The 22555-nt window shown below is 70.4% G+C and carries 19 protein-coding genes; 11 read left to right on the forward strand and 8 right to left on the reverse strand.

The features are described 5' to 3' along the window. Window positions 1-16: 16 nt before the first annotated feature. The 5 genes from OG553_RS21380 (at window position 17) to OG553_RS21400 (ending at window position 5044) form a co-directional block, all read left to right on the forward strand. Entirely contained in the window at window positions 17-820 is an 804-nt protein-coding gene (locus OG553_RS21380) for an ABC transporter permease (protein ID WP_405980521.1), read from the forward strand. Then, entirely contained in the window at window positions 813-1727 is a 915-nt protein-coding gene (locus OG553_RS21385) for an ABC transporter permease (protein WP_405980522.1), read from the forward strand. Before OG553_RS21380 ends, OG553_RS21385 begins: the two co-directional genes overlap by 8 nt. A 10-nt stretch (window positions 1728-1737) precedes the next feature. Beyond that, entirely contained in the window at window positions 1738-2742 is a 1005-nt protein-coding gene (locus tag OG553_RS21390) for an ATP-binding cassette domain-containing protein (protein ID WP_405980523.1), read from the forward strand. A gap of 122 nt (window positions 2743-2864) precedes the next feature. Continuing rightward, window positions 2865-3623, forward strand: a complete 759-nt coding sequence (locus tag OG553_RS21395) for a DUF1707 domain-containing protein (protein WP_405980524.1) — start codon at window positions 2865-2867, stop codon at window positions 3621-3623. Window positions 3624-3670: 47 nt separating this feature from the next. Beyond that, entirely contained in the window at window positions 3671-5044 is a 1374-nt protein-coding gene (locus tag OG553_RS21400; RefSeq protein ID WP_405980525.1) for a DUF445 domain-containing protein, read from the forward strand. A gap of 1585 nt (window positions 5045-6629) precedes the next feature. Here the strand turns inward: OG553_RS21400 and OG553_RS21405 are convergent. Both OG553_RS21405 and OG553_RS21410 read right to left on the reverse strand, forming a co-directional pair. Then, entirely contained in the window at window positions 6630-6932 is a 303-nt protein-coding gene (locus OG553_RS21405; protein ID WP_405980526.1) for a hypothetical protein, read from the reverse strand. A 94-nt stretch (window positions 6933-7026) separates the two neighbouring features. Beyond that, window positions 7027-7209 (reverse strand): hypothetical protein, encoded by a 183-nt coding sequence (locus OG553_RS21410; RefSeq protein ID WP_405980527.1) that lies wholly within the window; start codon window positions 7207-7209, stop codon window positions 7027-7029. A gap of 158 nt (window positions 7210-7367) precedes the next feature. On the opposite strand from OG553_RS21410, the gene OG553_RS21415 reads away from it, so the two are divergent. The 6 genes from OG553_RS21415 to OG553_RS21440 all read left to right on the forward strand — a co-directional run bounded on the left by OG553_RS21415 (window position 7368) and on the right by OG553_RS21440 (window position 13528). Then, entirely contained in the window at window positions 7368-7910 is a 543-nt protein-coding gene (locus tag OG553_RS21415) for a GNAT family N-acetyltransferase (protein ID WP_405980528.1), read from the forward strand. 28 nt (window positions 7911-7938) lie between these two features. Then, window positions 7939-8943 (forward strand): hypothetical protein, encoded by a 1005-nt coding sequence (locus tag OG553_RS21420; RefSeq protein ID WP_405980529.1) that lies wholly within the window; start codon window positions 7939-7941, stop codon window positions 8941-8943. 22 nt (window positions 8944-8965) lie between these two features. Next, window positions 8966-9427, forward strand: a complete 462-nt coding sequence (locus OG553_RS21425; protein WP_405980530.1) for a very short patch repair endonuclease — start codon at window positions 8966-8968, stop codon at window positions 9425-9427. A gap of 80 nt (window positions 9428-9507) precedes the next feature. Beyond that, on the forward strand, window positions 9508-11601 hold the full coding sequence (locus tag OG553_RS21430; protein WP_405980531.1) for a helix-turn-helix domain-containing protein: 2094 nt from the start codon (window positions 9508-9510) through the stop codon (window positions 11599-11601). Continuing rightward, window positions 11598-12581, forward strand: a complete 984-nt coding sequence (locus tag OG553_RS21435) for a hypothetical protein (RefSeq protein ID WP_405980532.1) — start codon at window positions 11598-11600, stop codon at window positions 12579-12581. The genes OG553_RS21430 and OG553_RS21435 overlap by 4 nt, the downstream gene beginning before the upstream one ends. Next, entirely contained in the window at window positions 12578-13528 is a 951-nt protein-coding gene (locus OG553_RS21440; protein ID WP_405980533.1) for a DUF6339 family protein, read from the forward strand. Before OG553_RS21435 ends, OG553_RS21440 begins: the two co-directional genes overlap by 4 nt. A 22-nt stretch (window positions 13529-13550) precedes the next feature. Here OG553_RS21440 and OG553_RS21445 read toward each other — a convergent pair whose 3' ends face one another. From OG553_RS21445 to OG553_RS21470, 6 genes are all read right to left on the reverse strand, one after another. Then, entirely contained in the window at window positions 13551-14828 is a 1278-nt protein-coding gene (locus OG553_RS21445) for a DNA cytosine methyltransferase (protein ID WP_405980534.1), read from the reverse strand. Between the two features lie 53 nt (window positions 14829-14881). Next, the gene (locus tag OG553_RS21450; protein ID WP_405980535.1) at window positions 14882-15868 is read right to left on the reverse strand and encodes a DNA cytosine methyltransferase; all 987 of its coding nucleotides are present in this window, start codon (window positions 15866-15868) and stop codon (window positions 14882-14884) included. 79 nt (window positions 15869-15947) lie between these two features. After that, entirely contained in the window at window positions 15948-18899 is a 2952-nt protein-coding gene (locus tag OG553_RS21455; protein ID WP_405983098.1) for a Z1 domain-containing protein, read from the reverse strand. A gap of 17 nt (window positions 18900-18916) precedes the next feature. Further along, window positions 18917-19897 carry a PD-(D/E)XK motif protein gene (locus tag OG553_RS21460; protein WP_405980536.1) on the reverse strand — a complete coding sequence of 327 codons (981 nt, stop codon included), beginning with the start codon at window positions 19895-19897 and terminating at the stop codon, window positions 18917-18919. Then, window positions 19890-21422, reverse strand: a complete 1533-nt coding sequence (locus OG553_RS21465; RefSeq protein WP_405980537.1) for an ATP-binding protein — start codon at window positions 21420-21422, stop codon at window positions 19890-19892. The genes OG553_RS21460 and OG553_RS21465 overlap by 8 nt, the downstream gene beginning before the upstream one ends. Window positions 21423-21519: 97 nt before the next feature. Continuing rightward, window positions 21520-22524 (reverse strand): SEC-C metal-binding domain-containing protein, encoded by a 1005-nt coding sequence (locus OG553_RS21470; RefSeq protein WP_405980538.1) that lies wholly within the window; start codon window positions 22522-22524, stop codon window positions 21520-21522. Window positions 22525-22555 lie beyond the last annotated feature (31 nt).

Below are 22555 nucleotides of genomic sequence, written 5' to 3' on the forward strand. Positions count from 1 at the left end.
GAAACGGAGGGATGCGGTGCGTCTGTACACGGCCGTCGCGGCCGGCGGGTTCCGGCGCTACGCCACCTACGGGACGGCGACGGCCGCCGGGGTGTTCACCAACACCGTGTTCGGCTTCATCGTCGCGTACACGTACGTCGCCCTGTGGGACGAGCGGCCCCACCTCGGCGGCTACGACCAGGCCCAGGCCCTCACCTTCGTCTGGGTCAGCCAGTCCCTGCTGGCCGCCGGCTCGCTCATCGGCGGCGGCTTCCAGGAAGAACTCCAGGAGCGCATCCGTACGGGTGACATCGCCGTCGACCTGTACCGCCCCGCCGACCTCCAGGCGTGGTGGCTCGCCGCCGACCTCGGCCGGGCCGCCTTCCAGCTGCTGGGGCGCGGGGTGCTGCCGCTGGTGGCCGGGGCGTGCGCCTTCACCCTCGCACTGCCGTCCGACCCGCTGCGCTGGCTGCTGTTCCTGGTGTCGGTCTGCCTCGGGCTGGTCGTCGGGTTCGCGGTGCGGTACCTGCTCGGGCTGGCCGCGTTCTGGCTGCTCGACGGCGCGGGCGTCAACCTGATGGCCACCGTCGTGACCATCTTCTGCTCCGGGATGCTGCTGCCGCTCACCGTCTTCCCGGGCGTCTTCGGCGAGTTGGTGCGGCTGCTGCCCTGGGCGGCGATGCTCCAGGTCCCGCTGGACGTGCTGCTCGGCACCCACACCGGCGCCGGGGCGGCCGTACGGGCCCTCGGCTTCCAGGCCGCGTGGGCGCTGGCCCTGCTGGGCGCGGGGCGGCTGGTCCAGTCGGCGGCCACGCGGAAGGTGGTGGTCCAGGGTGGCTGAGGCGACGACCGCGGTGACCCGGGGGGCCGGGGAGGGGCCGTGCGGGACGGAGGCGGCGGGGGCGGCGGGGGCGGCGGGGCCCGGGCCCGGGCCCGGCGGCCGGCTCCGGGAGGGGCTGCGCGGGTACGGGCTGATCGCCGGGATGTGGATCCGGTCGACGATGACGTACCGGATGTCCTTCCTGCTGGCCACCGTCGGGAACGCGGCGATCACCGCCCTCGACTTCGTCGCGATCGCCGTCATGTTCTCCCACGTCGACGCGCTGGGCGGCTTCACCCTGCCCGAGATCGCGCTGCTGTACGGGGCCTCCTCGGCCTCCCTGGGCCTGGCCGACCTGCTCCTCGGCAACACCGACCGGGTCGGCGCCCGGATCCGCGACGGCTCCCTCGACACCATGCTCGTACGCCCCGTCCCGCTGCTCGCCCAGGTCGCCGCCGACCGGTTCGCGCTGCGCCGGCTGGGGCGGATCGTGCAGGGGCTCGGGGTGCTGGGCTGGGCGATCTCGGTGCTCGACGTGCAGTGGACCCCGGTGAAGGTGCTGCTGGTGCCGGTCATGGTGGTGGCCGGGGCGGGGATCTTCGGCGGGGTGCTGGTGGCCGGAGCGGCCTTCCAGTTCGTCGCCGGGGACGCGGCGGAGGTGCAGAACTCCTTCACGTACGGGGGCTGCACCATGCTCCAGTACCCGCCGACCGTGTTCGCGAAGGAGCTGCTGCGCGGGGCGACGTTCGTGGTCCCGCTGGCCTTCGTCAACTGGCTGCCCGCGCTGTACGTGCTGGGCCGGCCCGATCCGCTGGGGCTGCCGGGGTGGGTGGCGTTCCTGAGCCCGCTCGTTGCCTTCGCGCTGTTCCTGCCCGCGTCGCTGGCGTGGCGCGCGGGCGTGCGTTCTTACCGGAGTACGGGAAGTTAGGGGGCTGGAGGTGTCGGGGTCGGTGTCGGGGTCTGTGTCGGGGTCTGCGTCTGTGTCGGATGGGCTGATTTCGCTGGACGGGGTCGAGAAGGTCTTCGACGTGCGGCGGCGGGTGGGGCTGATGAGGAGGGAGAGGCGCCAGGTCAGGGCCGTGGACGGGATCGGCTTCGAGATCGCGCGCGGGGAGATGGTCGGCTACATCGGGCCCAACGGGGCCGGGAAGTCCACCACCATCAAGATGCTGACCGGGATCCTCACCCCGAGCGCCGGCCGGCTGCGCGTCGCCGGCATCGACCCGGCGCGGGAGCGGATGCGGCTCGCGCACCGGATCGGGGTGGTGTTCGGGCAGCGCACCACGCTGTGGTGGGACCTGCCGCTCAAGGACTCGTACGGGCTGATGCGCCGGATGTACCGGATCCCGGCCGCCCGCTTCGCGGAGAACCTGGAGCGCTGCGTCGAGCGGCTGGACCTGGCCGAGCTGCTCGACGTACCGGTACGGCAGCTGTCGCTGGGGCAGCGGATGCGCGGGGACATCGCGGCGGCGCTGCTGCACGATCCGGAGGTGCTGTACCTGGACGAGCCGACGATCGGGCTGGACGTGGTCAGCAAGGCGAAGGTGCGGGAGTTCCTGCGGCAGTTGAACGAGGAGCAGGGGACGACGGTGCTCCTCACCACGCACGACCTCCAGGACATCGAGCAGCTGTGCGAGCGGGTGATGGTCATCGACCACGGCCGGCTGATGTACGACGGGGCGCTCGGCGGGCTCCACGCCCTCGGGGAGGGAAGCGAGCGGACGCTCGTGGTCGACCTGGAGCGGGAGCTCCCGCCGGTGGAGGTGGCTGGGGCCCGGGTGGTCAAGGTGGAGGGGCCGCGGCAGTGGCTGGCGTTCCCGGCGGGGGAGTCGGCGGCGCCGCTGGTGGCGGCGGTGGCGGCCAGGTACCCGCTGGTGGACCTGTCGGTGCGGGATCCGGACATCGAGGACGTGATCGCGCGGATGTACGCGGGGAGGGGGTGAGGGGGGAGGAGGGGGGAGGAGGGGGGAGGAGGGGGGAGGAGGTGAGGGGTGGGGGGTGAGGTAGGGGGAAATCAGGGTTCGCCCCGGGGTGGCGGGCGTCGTCTCTGCTTAGGGTGGGCCATATGAGTGACGAGCGGCCGGAGAAGCCGTTGCCGGAGAAGACCTCTTTGGAGAAGCCCTCCTTGGAGAAGGCGGCTGCCGAGCCGCCCGCGCTGAGGGCGTCGGACGCCGACCGCGAGCGGGTGGTTGACCGGCTGCGGGACGCCGTCGCCGAGGGCCGGCTCGACATGGAGGAGTTCGAGGAGCGGCTGGAGGCGGCGTACAAGTCCCGTACGTACGCGGAACTCGAACCGCTGACCCGCGACCTGCCGACCACCGACGCCCCGTCGCCGTCGCCGTCGCCGTCGTCGTCGTCCGTTCACTCCGCTCCGGCTTCTTCCTCGTCCTGGCCGGACCGGATCGGCGGTACGGGGACCTCCGCCACGGCCGTCGCCGTCATGTCGGGCTTCCAGCGCAAGGGCCGCTGGACCGTGCCCGCCCGCTTCAACGCCGTGGCGATCTGGGGCGGCGGTGAGCTGGACCTGCGGGAGGCGGACTTCGCGGAGCGCGAGGTCGTCATCACCTGCGTGGCCGTCATGGGCGGCATCGAGATCACCGTCCCGCCGGGCGTCGAGGTCGACGTGCGCGGCATCGGCATCATGGGTGCCTTCGACCAGGGCAAGTCCCTGGAGAACCGGCCCGAACCGGGTGCCCCGCGGGTCGTCGTGAACGGCCTCGCCTTCTGGGGCGGGGTCGCGGTCAAGGTCAAGCAGCCCAAGGGGCTGAAGGGGCCGAAGGGGTCGAAGGGGCTCGGCGGGGACGAGCCCCGCAAGGAGCTCTAGCCCTGCCGGCGGCGCGCCGGGAACTCCCCGGACCTCCCGGGAGTCGGATGCTATGCAGACAAAACCGGCCATCGGGGGAAGGGCAGGAGCAGCACGTGAACAGCAGTACGGGCACGGACGAGCGTACGAGGGGCCCGTCGGCCCCGCCACGGGGAGGGTTCGTCTTCAACGCGGCGGACGAGGAGCGGCAGCGCGGCGTCCGCCGGATGAAGGCGACCGCGACCGGGCTGCTGATCCTGGTCGCGCTGGTCTACGTACTGGCCAAGTGCGCGCAGAACGCCTGGGGCGCCGGCGCCTGGGCCGGGTACGTGGCCGCCGCGGCCGAGGCGGGCATGGTCGGCGCGCTCGCGGACTGGTTCGCGGTGACGGCCCTCTTCCGGCGGCCGCTGGGCCTGCCCATCCCGCACACCGCGATCATCCCCACCAAGAAGGACCAGCTGGGGGTCTCACTGGGCGAGTTCGTCGGCGAGAACTTCCTGTCGGCGGACGTGGTGCGCGCACGGCTGCACTCGCTCGGCATCGGCGGCCGGCTGGGATCCTGGCTGGCCGAACCCGCGCACGCCGACCGGGTCACGGCGGAGCTGGCCACCGCCCTCCGGGGCGCCCTGACCGTACTGCGGGACTCCGACGTGCAGGCCGTGGTCGGCGAGGCGATCACGCGGCGGGCGGAGGGGGCGGAGATCGCCCCGGGCATCGGCAAGACCCTGGAGCGGGTCGTCGCCGACGGCGGGCACCACCGTGCGGTGGACCTCGTGTGCGCCAAGGCCCACGACTGGCTGGTCACCCACGGGGACTCGGTCATGGACGCCGTCCAGGGCGGAGCCCCGGGCTGGACCCCGCGCTTCGTCGACCGCAAGATCGGCGACCGGGTGTACAAGGAACTGCTGCGCTTCGTCACGGAGATGCGCGACATGCCGGGCCACCCGGCGCGCGGGGCGGTGGACCGCTTCCTGCGCGACTTCGCGGCGGACCTCCAGTCGGACACGGAGACGCGGGCGCGAGTGGAGCGGCTGAAGTCCGAGATCCTGGCGCGGGACGAGATCCAGGACGTGATCGCCTCGGCGTGGTCCGCGATCCGCACGATGATCATCTCGGCGGCGGAGGACGAGCAGAGCGAGCTGCGGCTGAGGGTCCGGTCCTCGCTGATGTCCCTGGGCGCCCGGCTCGCCACGGACGGCCGGCTCCAGGAGAAGGTGGAGGGCTGGATCGAGGGCGCGGTGGTGTACGTGGTCACCACGTACCGCAGGGAGATCACCTCCCTGATCACGGACACGGTGGCGGCCTGGGACGCCGAACACACCTCCCGCAAGATCGAGGCCCACATCGGCCGCGACCTCCAGTTCATCCGCATCAACGGCACGGTGGTCGGCGCCCTGGCGGGCCTGCTGATCTACACGGTCTCGCGGGTGTTGGGGGGGTAGGGGGCGGCGGGGGACGGGGCTGCTGTAGGTGGGGCCGGGGTGGGGGCTCCGGGGTGTGCGGTACGCCGTTGCGTGGCGCGGGCCCGCCGGTCACCTCCCGGCTGCTGGCGCCGGGTCCGGCACGCCATCGCGGGCGCGGCCCCGCTGGTTCCCCCCCCGGCTCCCCTGACCGCGAGGCGCTGTACGTCGCCGCGGGGTGCGGGTCCGCTATCTCCCCCTCGAGGTGCCGGGGCTGGGCGGTGGTTGCCCACCCGCCTCCCTGTCTGCGGGTGGGTGGGTACGCCGGGTCGTGGCGGCGGCCGGTTCAGCGGGGCGGCCGGGGTGGGGCGGTGTTGAGCGTGGCGGTGCGGGGGTGTGCAGCGCGGTCGCGGGGTGCGGGTCCGCTATCTCCCCCTCGAGGTGCCGGGGCTGGGCGGTGGTTGCCCACCCGCCTCCCTGTCTGCGGGTGGGTGGGCACGCCGGGTCGTGGCGGCGGCCGGTTCAGTGGCGCGGCCGGACCGGGGCGGGGCGGTGTTGAGCGTGGCGGTTCGGGGCTCCGCAGCGCGCGCGGGCGCGGGGCGCGGGCGCTCCGCGGGTCGCCGGGCGATGGCCTGCTTCGGACGCGGGTCCGGGTCCGGGTGGGCGGTGCCCCCTGGGGCGGGATCAGGGTTGGTTTGGGGGTTTCCCGTCAGTCCCATCGTCCTTCCGTGTCGGGCCGGTCTGTCAAGGGCGCTCCCTTCGGTCGCGTCGCTTCGCGATGGCCTTCGGCCACCCTTGACAGGCCGTCCCGCCCCGGAAAGCCGAAGAACTGCCGGGAAACCCCCAAAAGAACGGCACGGTCCAGAGGAGAGGCACGGCCGTATCAGGGAGCAGGCGACGGGGCCGGGCGTCGGCCCGCCGGGCATTCGGGCCCCTCGGCATCCCCATTCCGAGCCAGGGGCGCGGCTACCCGCACGGAAGGTCGATCAGAGCCCCCTGGGAAGCCCCCAGCCGCGCCAGATCGCTACGCGCTCCTCTTTTCTCGGCGTCCGCAGCCCGTCCGGGGCTGATACCCGCACGAGAAGACGAACAGAACAGCCTGGGGAGCCGGCAGGCGCGGCAGATCGCTACGCGCTTCTCATTTCTCGGCGTCCGGCGACCGTCTGGCGCCGATACCCGCCCCGGAGGGCGAAGAGAACCCCCTGCGGACCGCCCAGGCGCAGCAGATCGCTGCGCGCTGCCCACGTCGCGGCGTCCTCAGCCAGTCTGGGGCTGATACCCGCACTTGAGGATCAACGGCACGGGTTCGGCACTTCCAGCCCCGCCGGCGTTTTGAGGCGCGGGGGTCTGTGGGCGGAGCCGCCAGGGGTCCGGGCGCAGCCCGGGGGCTATCAGCCCCGCCGGCGTTTGAGGCGCGGGTCCGGGCAGCGCCCGGGGAACGGTGGAAGGGCGGGTAGCGGAAAGCTTCGCGCAGCGTCACCCCCCGCACCCCGGGCCAGGGGAGCGGCAGCCCATCCGCGCCCCCGGCGGGAAGCCGCGCCCCCGGCGGGAAGCCGCCCCCACCCGGCGGGACCGGTCAGGGGCGGGACCGGTCAGGGGCGGGACACCGGACACCCCCCGGGACGGGTCAGGCGGGGCGGTCCGCCACGGCCCAGGCGGTCGCGGCGACGACACCCGCCGCGCCGACGACGGCCGGCCACGCGCCAACCTTCTTCGCCAGCGGGTGCGCCCCCGCGAAGCCGGCGAGGTACAGCGCACCCAGGCCGGCCGCCGCGGGCACCCCGCCGCGCTTGTGCCACTCGCGCCCGGCCACCAGCCCGGCGGCGCCGAGCACGACACCGCCCAGCGGCCGCTTCTTGGTCCAGCGGGCCACGGCGTAACCGCCGACCAGCCCTGCCGCCGCCACCGCGGAACTCGGTACCCGAGCCATCTCGAACTCCCTCACACGTCGCGTCTTGCGAAGAACTGCCCTGCACACGGCCGGCCCCGGCCCAGGCGGCCGGCACCGCACCCACCCCTCAAACCTAACGCGGGCGCCTCGACGCCCGACGGACACCCACCGCCCCGAGCACGAGCACCGCCCCGCCCACCACGGCGTCCGGCAGCGCCTCCCGCACCGCGCGCGGCAGCAGCGCGACCGCCCCCAGGACGAGGAGGAAGGCCAGCGCGCACCTCCCCGCCGCCCGCAGCAGTCTGTCCGTGTTCACGGGTTGCTCAACGCCCCACCCCGGCCCGCGACACGGACGACGCCGAGGCGATTTGTCGCACACTCGCCGCTTCTGCGCATCGCAGGGTGAGGGAACCCGCTGGGCGTAAATTCGGTCTTCCAGCCGGAAACCGCCCAATCACCCCAGGAGCCGACACAGTGATCTCCTACGGACGCACGGTCCTGGACCTTGAGCACGAACTGCTGGACGCCTACGCCGACGTCTTCTCCGCCGCGCCCTGGAACGAATGCGAAGAAACCATTCGCCAGTTCTCCACCCGCCTCCAGACGGACGTACGGCGCCCGGGGTTCCGGATGGCCTTCGCGCAGTCCGAGACCGGCGTCGACGGGTTCGCCACCGGCTGGTTGACGCAGGCCCCCTTCCCGCAGCACCGCGCGTACCCCCAGGTCGCCGCGCAGCTCGGACCCGACCGGGTGCGGGAGCTGCTCGTCGGGGCGCTGGAGATCGACGAGCTCGCCGTACGGGCGTACGCGCGCGGCCACGGCACCGGACGGGCCCTGCTCGCGGAGATCACCCAGGACGCCCCGCAGCGGCGGGCCTGGCTGCTGACCTCGCGGCTGGCCACTGACACGGTGGCCACGTACCGCCGCCTGGGCTGGCACGAGGTGGCGGCGCTCCCCGGCACGCAGACGGGCGTCGTCGTCTTCCTGGCCCCGGACCACCCGGGCCGGCCCGGCTAGCCGGACGCGGAGCGGGCATCACCGGGGCATGATCACGCCCGGAACCGCCAAAGTGGCCCGCCGCCAGCTCGGCCTCGCCACCCGCCACCAGCTCACCGCCACCGCCGGGGTCCCCGGCGGCACCATCACCTCCCGCACCCGCCCCGGCGGCCCCTGGCAACGCCTGCTGCCCCGCGTCTACCTCCTCCAGACGGGCCCGCCCGACCACCGCCAACGGGCCCTGGCCGCCGTCCTGTACGCCGCCGAGCCGGCCGCGGACCCGCTCTCCGGCGAGACCGCCGCCCTCACCGGCGCCGCCGCCCTCTCCCTCCTGGGCATCCGCGACGCCCCGGCCGCCCCGGCCGACGTACTGGTCCGCGCCCCGCGCCGGCTCAAGGCCACCCCGCAGGTCCGGCCCCTGACCACCTCCCGCTGGCCGCGCACCATCACCGTCGCGGGCGTCCCCAGCGCCCGCCCGGTCCGCGCCGCCGCCGACTTCGCCGCCCGCTGCCAGAACCCCGACCGGGTCCGCTCGGTCCTGGCCCAGGTCGTCCAGTCCGGCTGGTGCCACCCGCACGACCTCCACGCCGAACTCCGCACCTCCCGCCTCCTGTCCCGCCCGGCGGTCCGCGCCGCCGCCGGGGAACTCCTGGCGGGGGTCCGCTCGGTCGCCGAAGCCCGCGCCCGCGACGCCCTCACCGGCACCGACCTCCCGACCCCGCTGTGGAACGCCCGCCTCTACACCCCGGACGGCACCTTCCTGGCGAGCCCGGACGCCTACTGGCCCGACGAGGGCGTGGCCCTGGAGATCGACTCGGCGGAGTACCACTACACGCGCGACGCCTGGCAGGCCACCCTCCGCCGCCGCCTCCGCCTGGAAGCCCACGGCATCCTGGTGGCCAGCGCCACGCCATCGATGATCCGCGACACCCCGCACGAGGTAATCGCAGCCCTCCGCCACCTCCTGACGCTGGGCACCACCCGCCCCACCCCACCCACGGCCTCAGCCAGGGGTCACCAGCAGCTCACGCTGCCGTTCCAGGTGGGCGGGTGATCGGACGGTTCACAATGGAAGGGTGGAGAAACTGCCGACGACGGCGACCGTGCGTACCCGAATGAGTCGCCAGAAGAGCCGTGACACAGGTGTCGAGGTGGCCCTGCGCAAGGCGTTGCACGCCAAGGGAGCCCGGTATCGGATCCACCGGAAGCCGGTGAAGGGGGTACGGCGCGAGGCCGACATCGTGTTCGGCCCGGCACGTGTCGCGGTGTTCGTCGACGGTTGCTTCTGGCACGGCTGCCCGGTGCACGCCACCTGGCCGAAGAACAATGCCGAGTTCTGGCGCGCGAAGATCGAGGGGAACCGGCGCAGGGACCTCGACACGGATGCCCGGCTGGCCGAGGCGGGTTGGCTGGCCATTCGTGTCTGGGAGCACGAGCAGGCGGAGGGGGCGGCGGCCCGCGTGCTGGCCGTTGTGGCGAGCCGCCGATCCGACTCGACTCCCAGGACCCGAGCACAGGGCCCCGTCTCGAATATTTGACAACATCCACCTTGTCAAATAGGCCCTGTTAAGGTGATCAAGGAGTACGCCGTGGCGAGTCGGACAGCGGAGGACGATGCATGGAGCACCCGGGTGAGGAATTCGGCCCCTGGCTCACACGGCAGTTGAACCGCATGGACCTGTCCCAGTCCGACCTGGCGGCTCGACTCGGCTTGACCCGTGCGGCCGTTTCCGCCTGGGTGAACGGTCGGGCAGAGCCCAGGGAGGAGACCAAGCGGGCGATCGCCGAGGTGTTCGGTGCCAACCCCGATCTGGTCGACAGCCGCACGAGCGACGTGTCCCCCAATCGACCGCTGCGGTGGCACCACCGGACCGCCCATGCCGACGGCGGGCGTGAATACGGCAATGCCGCAGCCTTCGCCTTCGACGCGGACATGGCCGTACTGGCGAGGGAGGCCACCCAGAACGCGCTGGACGAGCGCTTCGAGGTCGGCTCCCCCGTCCGGGTGCACTACACCCTGCACGAGCTGACCGGCGACCACCTGTCGTCGTTCCTCGCCGCGCTCCAATGGGACGAACTTCGCCCGCACTACGATCGGGCGGCCTCCGCGCAACAGAAGGTGTCGAGGAGCCTGCGTGCGGCATTGGACGAACTGGAGTCGAAGGACTCCCTGGTCCTGCTGCGGGTCGACGACTTCAATGCCAACGGGCTCACCGGGCCCGAGTACCAGGACGGTCGGTTCGCAGCCGTCGTCAGGCGTCAGCTCGACAGCCACAAGCAGTCCGGAGGCCGTGCGGGCGGCTCGTACGGGCTGGGCAAGGCAACGCTGTGGGCCGCCAGCCGCTTCGGCCTCGTCCTCATCAACTCCACGCTCTCCCAACCGCACGAGGGCAGGACCGAACGGCGTGTCATCGGGCGGCTCGACCTGCCGTGGCGTCAGGTCGGCGGCGAGGCCTTCGCCGGGCCGGCCTGGTTCGGCGAGCCGGACACGGACCCCGCGCACAAAGACGTGTCGCGGTCGTGGTGGGCCGACGAGGAGACGGTACGGAGCCTGCACCTCGAGCGGCACACCGGCGAACCGGGTACGTCCTTCCTGGTGATCGGGGCGCACGACGCATCGGGTGATTCGGAGGACTTGAACGACCTCCACGACAAGCTCGTACGATCCCTGGCCGACGGCTTCTGGGCGGCGATGATCGGAGGTGCCGCCGCCGGCCCCCTGTTGGAGGCGCGCGTCTCGACGCTCCGTGACGGGCGGGTGGTCGTCCCCGAGGAGCGGGTCGATCCCTACACTCGGCATCCCGCTCTGAGCCGTGCCCTCCAGGCCTACCTCGATGGCAACACGGTCGGCAGCCTCACCGCGGAGGACCAGGTGGCGCGGGCCGAGGTGCCCCTGATCGTGACGCCCTTGAAGGGTCGTGGCAGGGCTCGGGACAAGGGTTGCGAGCATTTGGCGGTCCTCTTGCTCACTCCCGCCGCCGATGCGGACGAGCGGCACAGCAGGGTGGTGTGCATGCGGGGCAATCGCATGACCATCACGGAGCACCGGCCGCGTGAGCTGCCCCTGGGCACGATGCCGTTCCAGGCGGTGCTGCTGGCCGGCTACGCGACCGACAGGGACGCCGAGGACGTGGCACTGGCCGAGGAGTTCCTGCGGGCCTCGGAGCCGCCCGAGCATGACCGCTGGGACCGGACGGAGGAGCTCACCTCACTGTACGAGCGTGGTGCCGTCAGCCGTCTGAAGGAGTTCCGAGGCGATGTCGACAAGGCCGTGCGCGCTCTGGTGGGCAGGCGCGAGGCGAAGCGGGCGGGCGGTCCCGCGGCGCTGCGCGAGTTGTTGACCTGGGACGCCCCGTCCGGGGCGGTACGGCGGACACAGTCCTTCCCCACGGTCCGGGGGGTGGTGGCGCGCGTGGTGGACTCGGGGGCCTGGAGCGTGACCGTGGAGGTCAGACTTCCGGTCGCCGAGGACCCGTGGCGGTTGACGCCCGTGGCGAAGTTCGACGTGCGTTCGGGGGGCCGACCGGTGGTCGGATGGGCGGCTCTGGAAGCCGAGGAGGACTGCCGGGTGGAGAACGGTGACCTCGTCGTCGAGCCTGGAGTGCGCAGGGCCGTCTTCCGCGGTGTCACGGATCCCGCCACACACCCGGTGCGCAGCGGGTACGCGCGGCTGGTCGTAGAGGTCCAGAAGGCTCGTGGAGGTTCGGCGTGACGGCGGTTTTCCCCTATCCGACGCTCCTCGGGGACGTGGAACTGAGGGTCGTGTCCGTCTCGGTCGACAACCGGGAGCTGCCCTATTCGATGATCTCTGCGCCGGACCGCGCGGTCGCCCTGCACGAGACGGGGCGGAGCGCGTGGGAGCGGGCACGGCTTCGACTGTCGGTGACCTTCCCCGAGTCGGAGATCGCATCGGGTCCCTGGTCCGACGTGGTGTTCCTCGCCGTCCTCTCGGAGAAGGCGACCAACGCCCGTACGACCGCGGTTCTGTCCAGGGCGGCGGACGGGACGATGCAGGGAACCATCGAGCTGGACAGCGTGGCGTACCTTCGGCGCGCGACGTTGGGCGTCTTGGTCGTGGCGACGGTGGAAGGCGTGGCGGGCCGGCTCGTGGGGTCCGCCACGCAGGATTGGTACGTCGATCTGAAGACCTCGGCACCTGCGCGACAGCGGGAGATCGAGATCGTGGAGGTGGACTTCAAGGAGGGCGAGCACGAGTGGCTTCGGCCCTACAAGGAGGCTGCCTGGATCGTCGAGACCACGGGGGAGGTTCCGACGGTGTACCTCAACACCGGAGCCGTCGAGGGACTGATGGCGGCGCTGGGTGGGTCCGGGGGCAGTCCTGCGGAGCGGATGCTGCGTGATCTCGCGGCCACCCAGATCGCCCAGGATGCCTGGACCGCGATGTTCCACACGGCCGTGAGCGATCTGGACACGGATGAGGACGGCACTCCGATCCTGCCGAAGGGGTGGCGGGAGTCCGTGCTGCGTTCCATGCTCCCGGACGTGCTTCCGGGCCGCCAACCGACCGATGCGCTCTACGAGATCGTGGAGCGGCGTACCAAGGGCTATGGCTGGGCGGAAATCCAGACGGGCGTGCAGTTCGCCGCCGGGCGACGCAGTCGGGCAACCAGGAACCTGACCAATGCCGTGCGTTCGGTTCAGAACCTCGAAGGGGTCGGTGGGACGAGATGAGCCGTTCGGGTGTCGGTGAACTTCCGGCGGTCCTGGGCCTGCTGGCGGATGCCGCCGTGGCCAAGTACATCGGGCGGGCAGTGCAGACGGGGCAGGAGCGGCCGCCTCAGGTGGCGCTCCGGAGGGTGGCCGAAACGCTGGGCCCTTCCCACCGTTGGCGGACCGAACCGGTGAGGGTCCTGGTGGACGAGACGATGCGCCGGTTCGAGGACCGTCGCACGGCTGCGGACGGCTGGCTCGCACCCCGGATGCATGCGACCCTGCGCATGACACGGGCCGAGGCCGCGGACGGCCGACTGTGGAACTTCATCGCCATGGTGGTCGCTCCCGACTACGTGGTGTGGCGCCATCGGGGCTCGGACAAGGACGGCGGTCCGGGGGCGGCGACGGCAGCCCGCTTCTGTGGACCGCACTACACACAGACCTTCTCCCGCCTCTGGTGGGCCGCCGAGTTGTTCCGGGACGGTTCCGACTATGGTCCGCTGGAGACCGCCTGTCGGGTGCAGGACGTGTTGCAGACCACGATGCGCCTGGACGTGATCGACCACCGTCCGACCGCGCAGGCGATCCTGAAGGTTCTCGAACGCCGACTCGCCACAGGCGCGTCCCGCCTTGGGGACAAGGCGAACGCGCTCTCCGCGGCGGTGAACGCCGCCGGCAGCACCCTGGTCTACGACGTGTTGGCACCGGACCGGCCTGCCGACACCGACGCGCTGCAGGACTGGATCGACGAGGCGGAGGACGCCGCGGCGGCGCCCTGGGACCGGCTGCCGGAAGGCCCCCAGGACGGGGAGGTGAACCGTTCCTCGGTTGCCGCCCTGGTCCCGATCTTCGAACAGCTGCTGGCCGAGGCGCCGCTTCGGGACCGTTCGGCGGGTAAGGACGGTGTTCCCGAGCCGCGGGTGCCGACGGGGGTGAGCCTGGGCAAGCCGTCGGCCCACCTCTGACGAGGTGGGCCGACAGCCCGGGTCAGCTGTGGGGTGCCAGGAAGGTGTGGATGGCCTTCGCCAGGGTCGTGCCGAGGCCGACCGGTACGGCGTTCCCGATCTGACGGGCAATCTCGATCTTGGTTCCGTACCACTTGAAGGTCTCGGGGAATCCCTGGATGAGAGCAGCCTCGTAGTGGGTGATCGGGCGGTGTTCCGTCGGGTGCAGGTAGCGGCCCTTCTCCGGCTTGTAGAACTCCGTTCGGATGGTCACCGAAGGAGCGTTTTTCCGCATGCGTCCCATGACGTCACCGGATCCGGAATTGTGCTTGTCCCAGCTCTCGGTGGAGAGGTAGTGCTCCTGCCCCTTCAGTCGGCCGTAGTGCTCGTCCGTGGAGAGGCGAATCCGCCCCGTTCGGTCGAGGCGGTAACTGACCCCGCGGAGGTCCTTGCGGTTCCCGTTCTCGGGAATGGCCATGTACCGCGCCCGGGACAGATCCTCCGGATTTCTGCCGAAATGGAGGTCCGTCGTAAGGTAGTGACCCGGAACGGGACCGGCTGAATTCGCGTCGTCATGCGGATCGGGCATGCGCTCCAGGAGGGGACGCCCGGCAGAGACATCGAAGATCCTGGAAACCGGAACCCAGCGGGGCAGGGCCTGCCCACCGGGAAGGGAGTCGAAGAGGGCGTCCTGCGGGTCCTCCGACAGGTATCCGTTCTTGTCGTGTGTCGGCGCCGGGTGCCGAAGCGGCTCGGCGAAGTCCTTGTGGGTGCAGATGACGATCACACGTCGGCGCGCCTGCGGAACGCCGTAGTCGGCCGCGTTCATCACGGCCGGTACGACCGTGTAGTCGTGGAGCGGGTGACCGGGGGTCGCGGAAGCCGTGAGGAGCTCCGCGTACTGGGGGGACTTCAGGAAACGGTCGACGTTCTCGATGACGAACAGCTTGGGGTGGACCTTGGCCACCACCCGCACGTACTCCTGCCAGAGCTCGTTTCGGGGATCCGTCGGATCCTCCTTGCCGAGCCCGGAGAAGCCCTGGCAGGGCGGACCGCCCATGATCACGTCGACCTGACCCTTGAAGGGAGTGGGATCGAACTTCGCGATGTCGCCGGCGAAGACGTGGGCACCGCCGAAATTGGCGGCGTACGTCGCCGCCGCGGCCCGGTCGAACTCGACGGCGGCGACCGAGGTGAACGGGCCGGCAGCCCCGCCGGGGGTGTACTGGCTGAACCCGGAGGAGAAGCCCCCAGCCCCGGCGAACAGATCCATGACGCGGATCTGCTCGGGTTGAGACGGCTGAGGCTGCTTTCTGGTCATGGGGGTCAAGTGTAGTCACCGGCCCGAAGGCCCATCGCGCCCTTCCGGGTTCGTCAGGCCCGCAGGGCGGCGGCGATTGCCGTGCCCAGCGCGCGACCCACCGGCGGCGGTGAGGCATGGCCCACCTGTCGGTACATCGCGGTCTTGCGGCCCTCGATCCGCCACGAGGGAGGGAACCCCTGGAGGAGCGCAGCCTGGGACACGGTCAGTGGCATCATTCCCGGCCGACCGAGATCCGGGTTCCACCGGAAATCGGCGGTGGGCACCGCGTCCGCCACCGTCCCCCCGTCGACTCCCATGCGCGCCCAAGCCTGCTTGGACCCCGACGGCCCCAGGTCCGCTCCACCCCGCTCCCACGAACCTCCGACCAGGGTGGGGGCGGGCTGGTCGGCCTGCTCGGCCCATGCGTGTGCCCCGGACCAGCCGCCCGCGGCCATCGATTCCAACAGGGCCTCTCCGACCGTTTTGTGCGTATCGGTCGTCGGGCTCGGCCGGACGAAGGAATCGAGCATGTCGCCCTTGAAAGCCACCAGAATTCCCTGGCGGCGAGTTTGCGGCACTCCGAAGTCCGCCGCATTCACGACGAACCAGGTGTGCCGATAGCCCAGGTGTGCCAGCTCTTCCCCGATGTACGAGCGAAGCGCCTCGTAATCCGGCTTCGTCACCAGGTCGGGCACGTTTTCGACGAGCAGCGCCTTGGGCTGCACGCCGTGAAGCAGCAGCATCGTGGCCCGGAGCAGTTCGATTTCGGCATCGCTGTCGCGGCGCGCCACGGTGGCCGTCGCCTTCACCCGCGGCAGGCCGGCAGACAGCAGGTCCACGTCGTAGGTCTCGGTGTGCTCCGACGGGTCGAAATCGAGCAGGTTCGTCTCGAGGACTTTCCAGGAGGGGCGGTTGGCGCGCAGCGTGCGGCACGCGACGTCGCGGTTGTCGAGCAGGAGCACGGGGTCGAAGCCGGACTGCTCCAGGCCGAGTGCCAGTCCACCGGCGCCCGAGCAGATGTCCAGCGATCGAAGCCGTCCTGCCGTGCCTGCGTTCATGGCGCCCCCCAAGACGTTGTGTACGCGGTGGTGGTGAGGCGGGGCTCCGCCTCACCACCACCGTCGACCTGGCGGGAGATCAACTCCTGTCGATCTCCGTGATGTCGATGATCGCATTGGGCTTGGAGGAGATCGTCGTGAATTGGACGACCTGTCCGTTCGCGCTGTGGGCCGAGGCCGGAGCGACGAAGGTGAACGCCATGACGATCTTGTCCGAATCGATGCGTCCGCCGAGGGAGCCTTGGTGGACGGTTTCAACGATTGGGTACAGGACGATGGCACCACGACGCTCGGCCACCAACCCCTCCGTGGCAGGGTCTCCGGAGGCCCCCAGGGCGCCCGCGATCCGGTGGGCGACGCCACGGTGCTTCTTGTCGCTGATTGCGCCGAAGAGCGGCCCGCGGTCAGCACGGCGATCACGGGAGAACCACGAGTAGGACCGGCCTGTCGAGCCCAGGGTGACGGTCTTGGCGGCCGAGGCCGAGGCATGCTGGGGAGCCAGTACCACCCAGTCGTCGACCTTGCCCGCTTCGGTGATCTCCGAGATGTAGCGCAGGTGCGGGGGGAACTGCTCGGGAACTTCCCAGCGCAGTTCGCGGAGCGTGTCGAGGACCGTGGCCGCGGGGAAGATCCCGCTCAGAGCCCCGAACCGATGGACGACCCCGTTGTCCGGGAAGTGGTACCCGTACGTGCTCGGCTGTGTCCCGAGCGCTTCGAGGTACGGAACCCACAGCTCCGTGTTGCGCCGGAGGTCTTCGCCCTTCTGCGGGTAGGCGGTGGGCTCCTCCCAGCGTCCCGCCGACCGTACGAGTTCCAGCCGGGCGTTGTACATCTTGTTCGGGCTGGTCGGCTTGAGCCACGGCAGGTGCTGCGAGACCAGCGGCGGGATCTGCGCGGGGGTGACCTGCGGCCGGCCGTCGACCATGACGGAATAGCGCTGGAGCTCCGAACGGAAGGCCTCCTCGTCCAGGCAGATGGCCTGGAAGGCGTCGTACAGGTCCACCTCGGCCCGGCCCATGGTCTCCCTGCGGCCGAGGTAGAGCCGCACCAGATCGCGATACCCCTTGCGGAACCCGAACCAGCGCCCCATCTGCATGAGGGTGGAAGCGTTTCCCGCGCGACGGCGGAAGAACGACACGGTCAGTCCCTCGACAGTGAACCCGCGGGCCAGCTTCTGGCCTCCGATGAGGATCTTCCAGATCGGGCGCTTGTCGAAGTCGGCCTCGCCCGTCTCCAGGTCCTTGTCGCCGTTTACGACGATGATCGGCTGTCCGTCGCCGCCGATGCGCACGCTCGCCGGCCCGACATAGCGCATCAACTCGTCGTAGGAGGCGGGAACCGCCTGCCCGTCGGCCCGGACTTCCGACACGGGCGCGACGTCCGTCTCGAAGAGCCTTCGCAGTCGCTCGTGCCCCCGGGGCCCGGTATAGCCCGCGTTGTGCCACAGGCTCAGCACCCGGTCGTGCAGTTCGCGGTGGGCCCCGGTGCGCACCGACTCGTGAACGAGCATGGTGTGGTGCGCGAAGTAGCCGTCGCCGAGGCCGCCCACCTCCTCCCGGTACAGCTTCATGGCGGCCGTGAGTACGAACATGTCCATCGCCTGCTGCAGGCAGGTGTCGTCCTCCGCGTTGCCGACGATGTCGCGGACGTGCGCCTTCTCGTTGGAGTTGGCGACGGTGCGCCCGTCCTCCTCCACTTCGGAGTCGAGGTCGTGGAAGTCCCGTGCCCCCATGTACCCCTCGGGGCGGGGCAGCGAGATGAGGAAGTCCTTCGGGAAGATGTCCTCGGTGTCGCTCGGGTCCACGAAGACGTTGGCGAAGGGGGTCGCCGTGTAACCCACGTACTGCGCGCGCGGCAGCATGTTCAGCAGCTTCGAGATCTGTTCGTTGATCGCGCTGCGCTGGACGTCCGGCTTGGCAGTGTTGACCGAGGCCTCGTCCGACTCGTCGTCGATGATCAGGACGGGAATCTCCGCCAGCGGGGTTTTGATCTTCCCCAGGTCCTTGACGAGCTTGGCGAGCACGGTCTTGTTCTTCTTCACCACCATCAGGCGCGCCGACGAGCGGTGCAGGTTCTCCCGGTCATACAGCGGAAGGGCCGGCTCCCGCTTCTCGAACTCCAGAGCGGTGATCCCCTGCAGAAGGCTCTTGTAGTCGTCGTCGCGCGTGGTCATCCGCACGATGTCGAATGCCCCGAGCGCCGACGGCAGACTGCCGAAGGACACGAACTTCCCGGCCGTCCAGGCAGGGTCGTCGGCGTAGTCGGATTCCAGTTCGCCCGCCCCGCGCAGGATGTTCTCCCTGCCGACGAGTTCCATGTCCAGGCGCCGCTGGGTCTGCGCCCTCAGCATGTTCAGGGTTCCCCCGAGAACGATTACCAGGCGGTAGCCGGCGTCCACGGCCTTGGCCATGACGCCCGTGAAGTTCGCGGTCTTGCCGGACTGCACGTAGCCGACCACGAGCCCCTTGGACTGGTACATCTCCGAGTCCGTCGGATCCGCCAGCCGCTCGACCACCTGGTCCGTTGCCACGTCCAACGCGGCCACGGCATCGGCCGGCCACCCCTTGGCGGCGAGCAAGTTCCGATAGGCGGGCCAGTAGTGCGGTCGGCTGAGCTGGGACTGGGGTGTGTACCAGGGCTTGTGCTCAGGGCTGATCACCACGGAGACCGCCGCCTTCGACACCGGAATCAGCCCGTCGAGCAGCGCGCGCGTGGCCTCCTCCAGCTTCAGCAGACCATGGACCGCGGCCCTCCTCTCATCCGTGCGGGGAGAGGTGTCGGTCCAGGCGGGCTGGTCGGCGTAGTCCCAGCGGGTGAGTTGCTTCCGCCAGAGCTCGACCAGCTGATGGGTCGATCTGGCTCCCTGCAACGCTGCCTGGAAGTCGCGCTCGTCGGCGTACGTCGCGGCCTCCGGGACCATGTCCTCGGCCTGGTAGGCCAGCGCGCGGGCCAGATTCTTCGGCTTGCTGCCGTCGAGATCGGCGAGCACGGCACTGTGCAGTTCGAGCCGGAGGGTTTCGGTGCTTGTCAATTCAGGATCCTCGTCGGTCACGGAAGACGGAAGTCGGTGAGGTCGACCGGCGAGCCGGGTGCCGAGCTCAAATGAGTCACGTCCATGCGGTAGTCGATCGACGAAACGTGCTCTCGGACGGAGAGGGGAATCATCGACTCGGTCAGCCTCGGCAGATGCTCGGCCGGGACGAGCAAGGGTGCCGAGCGCAGGGCCCAACGTTCGTCGTCGGGGTCGTTCGCGCTCCAACCGGCGGCCGCGAGAGCGACTTCCAAACGCATTGACGCGATGCGGTCCGCGGCACGGGCGTCGCGGACCACGGAGGCCACCGAGTCACTCAGGGAACGACCGCCGAGGCCGCCGCGCGTCAGCTGGAGCGAGGCGAACCACAAGGGCCGCCCGGCACTCTCCGTCAACTGGTGTATTCCGTGAACGGTGTGCCGACGCCGCTCGGATGCGGTGGTCTTCACTTCCAGATCGGAGCCGGACAGCCCGAAGTCGTGTTCCTCGGCCTTGGGGCCGGTCCACGCCTCGATCGCAGGCACCCACCCGTGGGAGCGGGCCAGGGCGCCCAACACCGCCAGTTCGCCGTGCAGGCCGATCCGACGCTCCACACCCAGACCACGGGGCTGGTCGAGGAGACGGCTCCAGGCGTGGACCGTCTCCTCGAAGGCCTGCCCGAGGTCACGCTCGCCGGTGACGACACGATCCGCGACGGCCATGAGCAGGTCGTGGAAATCGCGCATCAACGCCACGTGGGAGGTGTGAATGCGCGCCATCCGGATGCCGTCCCGTCGCACCTGGTCGATGGTCACGGCCGGCAGCGACGAACGCGGAGGCTGTTGGTGGCGATCCAGTTCCACCTGAAGTGAGATCTGCTGCCCGCCGTCCCCGATTTCGTACCACACCGCACGATCGGCGCCGGGGGCGGAGAGCGGATAGCTGGCTGCCTGCCGCTCCCCCAGGTAATACTCGACGGTGGACCAGGGGAGTTCCGGATATCCGCCGATTTCAGTCATCGTCGCCCACGCGTTCCAGTTCGGTGCGGGCGGCCGCCACGAGGATGGACTGCCACAACTGGAGGTTGTCCTTTTCCCGGCTTCCGCTGTACTCCTTCTCGAAAACCTGGTGGAGCAGGAGATACATGAGTGATTTCAGTGTCGGAGCGTCGTTCAGCCCACCACGCCTTCCGCCGAGAATTGCCGAACGGTAGTGGTGATTCAGGACGATGGTGCGGTTTTCTCTGTCGACGTCGAAGAACAGACTGTTGTCCAGTGCCTGCCATCGGATGGCGATGGGGTCCTCGCCCGGCAGCAGGGGCAGCTCGTCCTCGATCGCCTCGCGCACGACGGGATCGAACCCCTTGCCCGGCCCGACGACGGGCTTCCGCGTGGTTCCGGAACGCTTGCGCGCCTCGCGGTAGACGGCCTCGGAATCCGCGACGTAGTCGAGGAAACGGTGGCCGTCGGCGTCCCGTGCCTCCTCCAGCGCGTTGACGAATTCGGGAGAGACCTCGACGCCCTCCTTCTTCACCGTGAGTCGGAAGACGTCGTTTCCGTTCGATGGGATGTCGATCGCGACACGCGAGAGCGAGAGGTGCTGGTCGGGCTGGCGGAAATTGTTCCACCCGCCTGCCTGTACGAGACGATTGTGTCGGTAGAAGTAGAATCCCTGGCGCTCGAGGACGGAACCGACCGCCTTGTATCCGTCGAGGGTCGACTTGGCGGGCCAGACGTGGGCATCGAGGGATACGCTCAGATCGGAGGGGAGTTCCAGACTGAAGCGTCGAGGGTATTCGCCGTGCCCGGGGACCGGATAACCGAAGGGGTCGAGGGGCTCGACTCCGAAATTCATGTACTCGGTTCCCGTGTTCACGTCCTCGACGGCGATCGTGATGTTGAAGTCGTCCCTGGCGAGGAACCTGTGCAGATACAGGCCGAGCTGCAGGCCGAGGCGATTGATGGTCCGGTGCAGATAGCGGTCGGTCTGGCCGCCCCCGCCGTTCCGGGGGAAGTTCTTCACCCCATCCCAGCGGATGACGGTGCCCTGCCAGGTGATGGGGCGCTGGGCGTAGCGGTCGATGAGCGATTGTGCGTAGTCGGCGGCCACGATGTCGCACTGGTATCCGGTGACCGCCCGCTCCATGAGCCATCGGCGACCCACGGCCCTGGTCCGACGGGTCTTGCTCACGACGGTCACCGCGGACGCATGGCTCAGCGATGCGGATTTCAATCCGGTGCCGAACATTCCCAACGCCTGGGAAGCATAGTCGCGCCGACCACCGACAGTCATGGCGACGTCGAGCTCCTCCTCGGTCATCCCCTTGCCGTCGTCGATGACGAGGAGGCTGACAAGGCGGTCCTCGTCCCGCAGGAAATGGATGACGACGTCCCGTGCGCCAGCGTCGATGGAATTGTCGACGAGGTCGGCGATGGCCACTTCGAAGCCGTATCCCTGACTGCTGAGCGCCTCCATGTAGCGGGCGTCGGGCGGGAGGTGCTTGCTGCCCGTCGTGGGGACTTCGAACTGCCAGTCGTCGCTCATTGCCTGCCTCGGGGATCGTCGAATCGAAGACGAGCCTAATCCGCGAAAGTCCCCTGCGGCAGGTCCCCGGACGAGCACGGGACCGTCGACCACAGAGTCAGGTGTCGATGGTTCCGTGGCACTCCGCGTAGGGCTTGCCCGAGGTGCACCAGCAGGGGGCTGTGGGGGTGGGGGGCCAGGGGGTGGCTTTGCCTCGGGCGGCCAGGGTGGTGGCGTACTCCGGGAGGAGGGCCGGGGAGGCCGGGGAGGTCTTCTCCGACGCCGCGAAGGCTTCGTAGGAGGGGACGCTGCCCGTCACGATGCCGAGGTTCGTGGTGCCCGAGGCGGCCAGGGCGCGGAGGGAGGATTCCACGGCCGTGAGGTGGGCTTCGCGGGTGGGGTACTCCGTCGCGAGGGTGGGGTACGACGTGAGGAGCTCGGACAGTTCGCGGGCCGGCCAGTGGAGGATCGCCACCGGGAAGGGGCGGGAGAGCGCGGCGCGGCGGTCGCCGAGTTCGGCGCGGAGGCGGGCGATCTCGGCGCGGAGTTCGGCCGGGTCGTTGGAGCCCAGGGCCCAGATGCGCTTCGGGTCGTGGAGTTCGTCCAGCGGGATCGGGCCGATGTGGCGGGTGTCGGCCACCATGTCCCAGTCGTCGTGGGGGAGGGCCAGGAGCCGGCGTACGCGGTGGCGGCCCGTCAGGAGTGCGGTCGTGGCCTGGGTGAGGGGGGTATCCTCCGAGGTGAGGAGGGTCGCCGCCTCCGTGAAGCACTCGTGGGAGGCCTCGAGTTCGTCGTGGGATTCGAGGGCTTCCGCGATGACCTCCCAGGGTGCCGGGTCCGTGGGGGCCGCGGCGCGGATGCCGGAGATCAGGGCGCGGGCCTCGGCCTCGTGGCCGTACTCCCACAGGTTCGCGGCCTGGCGGGCCTTGATCAGGTGGGGGTTGGCGGGGGAGGCGGAGAGGAGTTGGTCGTAGAGGGCGCTCGCGCGCTCCCGGGCGTCGGCCAGTTCGAGGTGGGCCGCGGCCTGGAGGAGCAAGGGCTCCTGGTCCTCGGGGTAGCGGGTCGCCGTGCGGATCAGACGCTCGGCTTCGGCGGTGTGCTCGGCAGGCGTGTCGGGGCGCATGGTTCACACCGTACTGCCGCTGGTCAGTTGA

This window comes from Streptomyces sp. NBC_00158, assembly GCF_045160885.1.
Classification (GTDB): domain Bacteria; phylum Actinomycetota; class Actinomycetes; order Streptomycetales; family Streptomycetaceae; genus Streptomyces.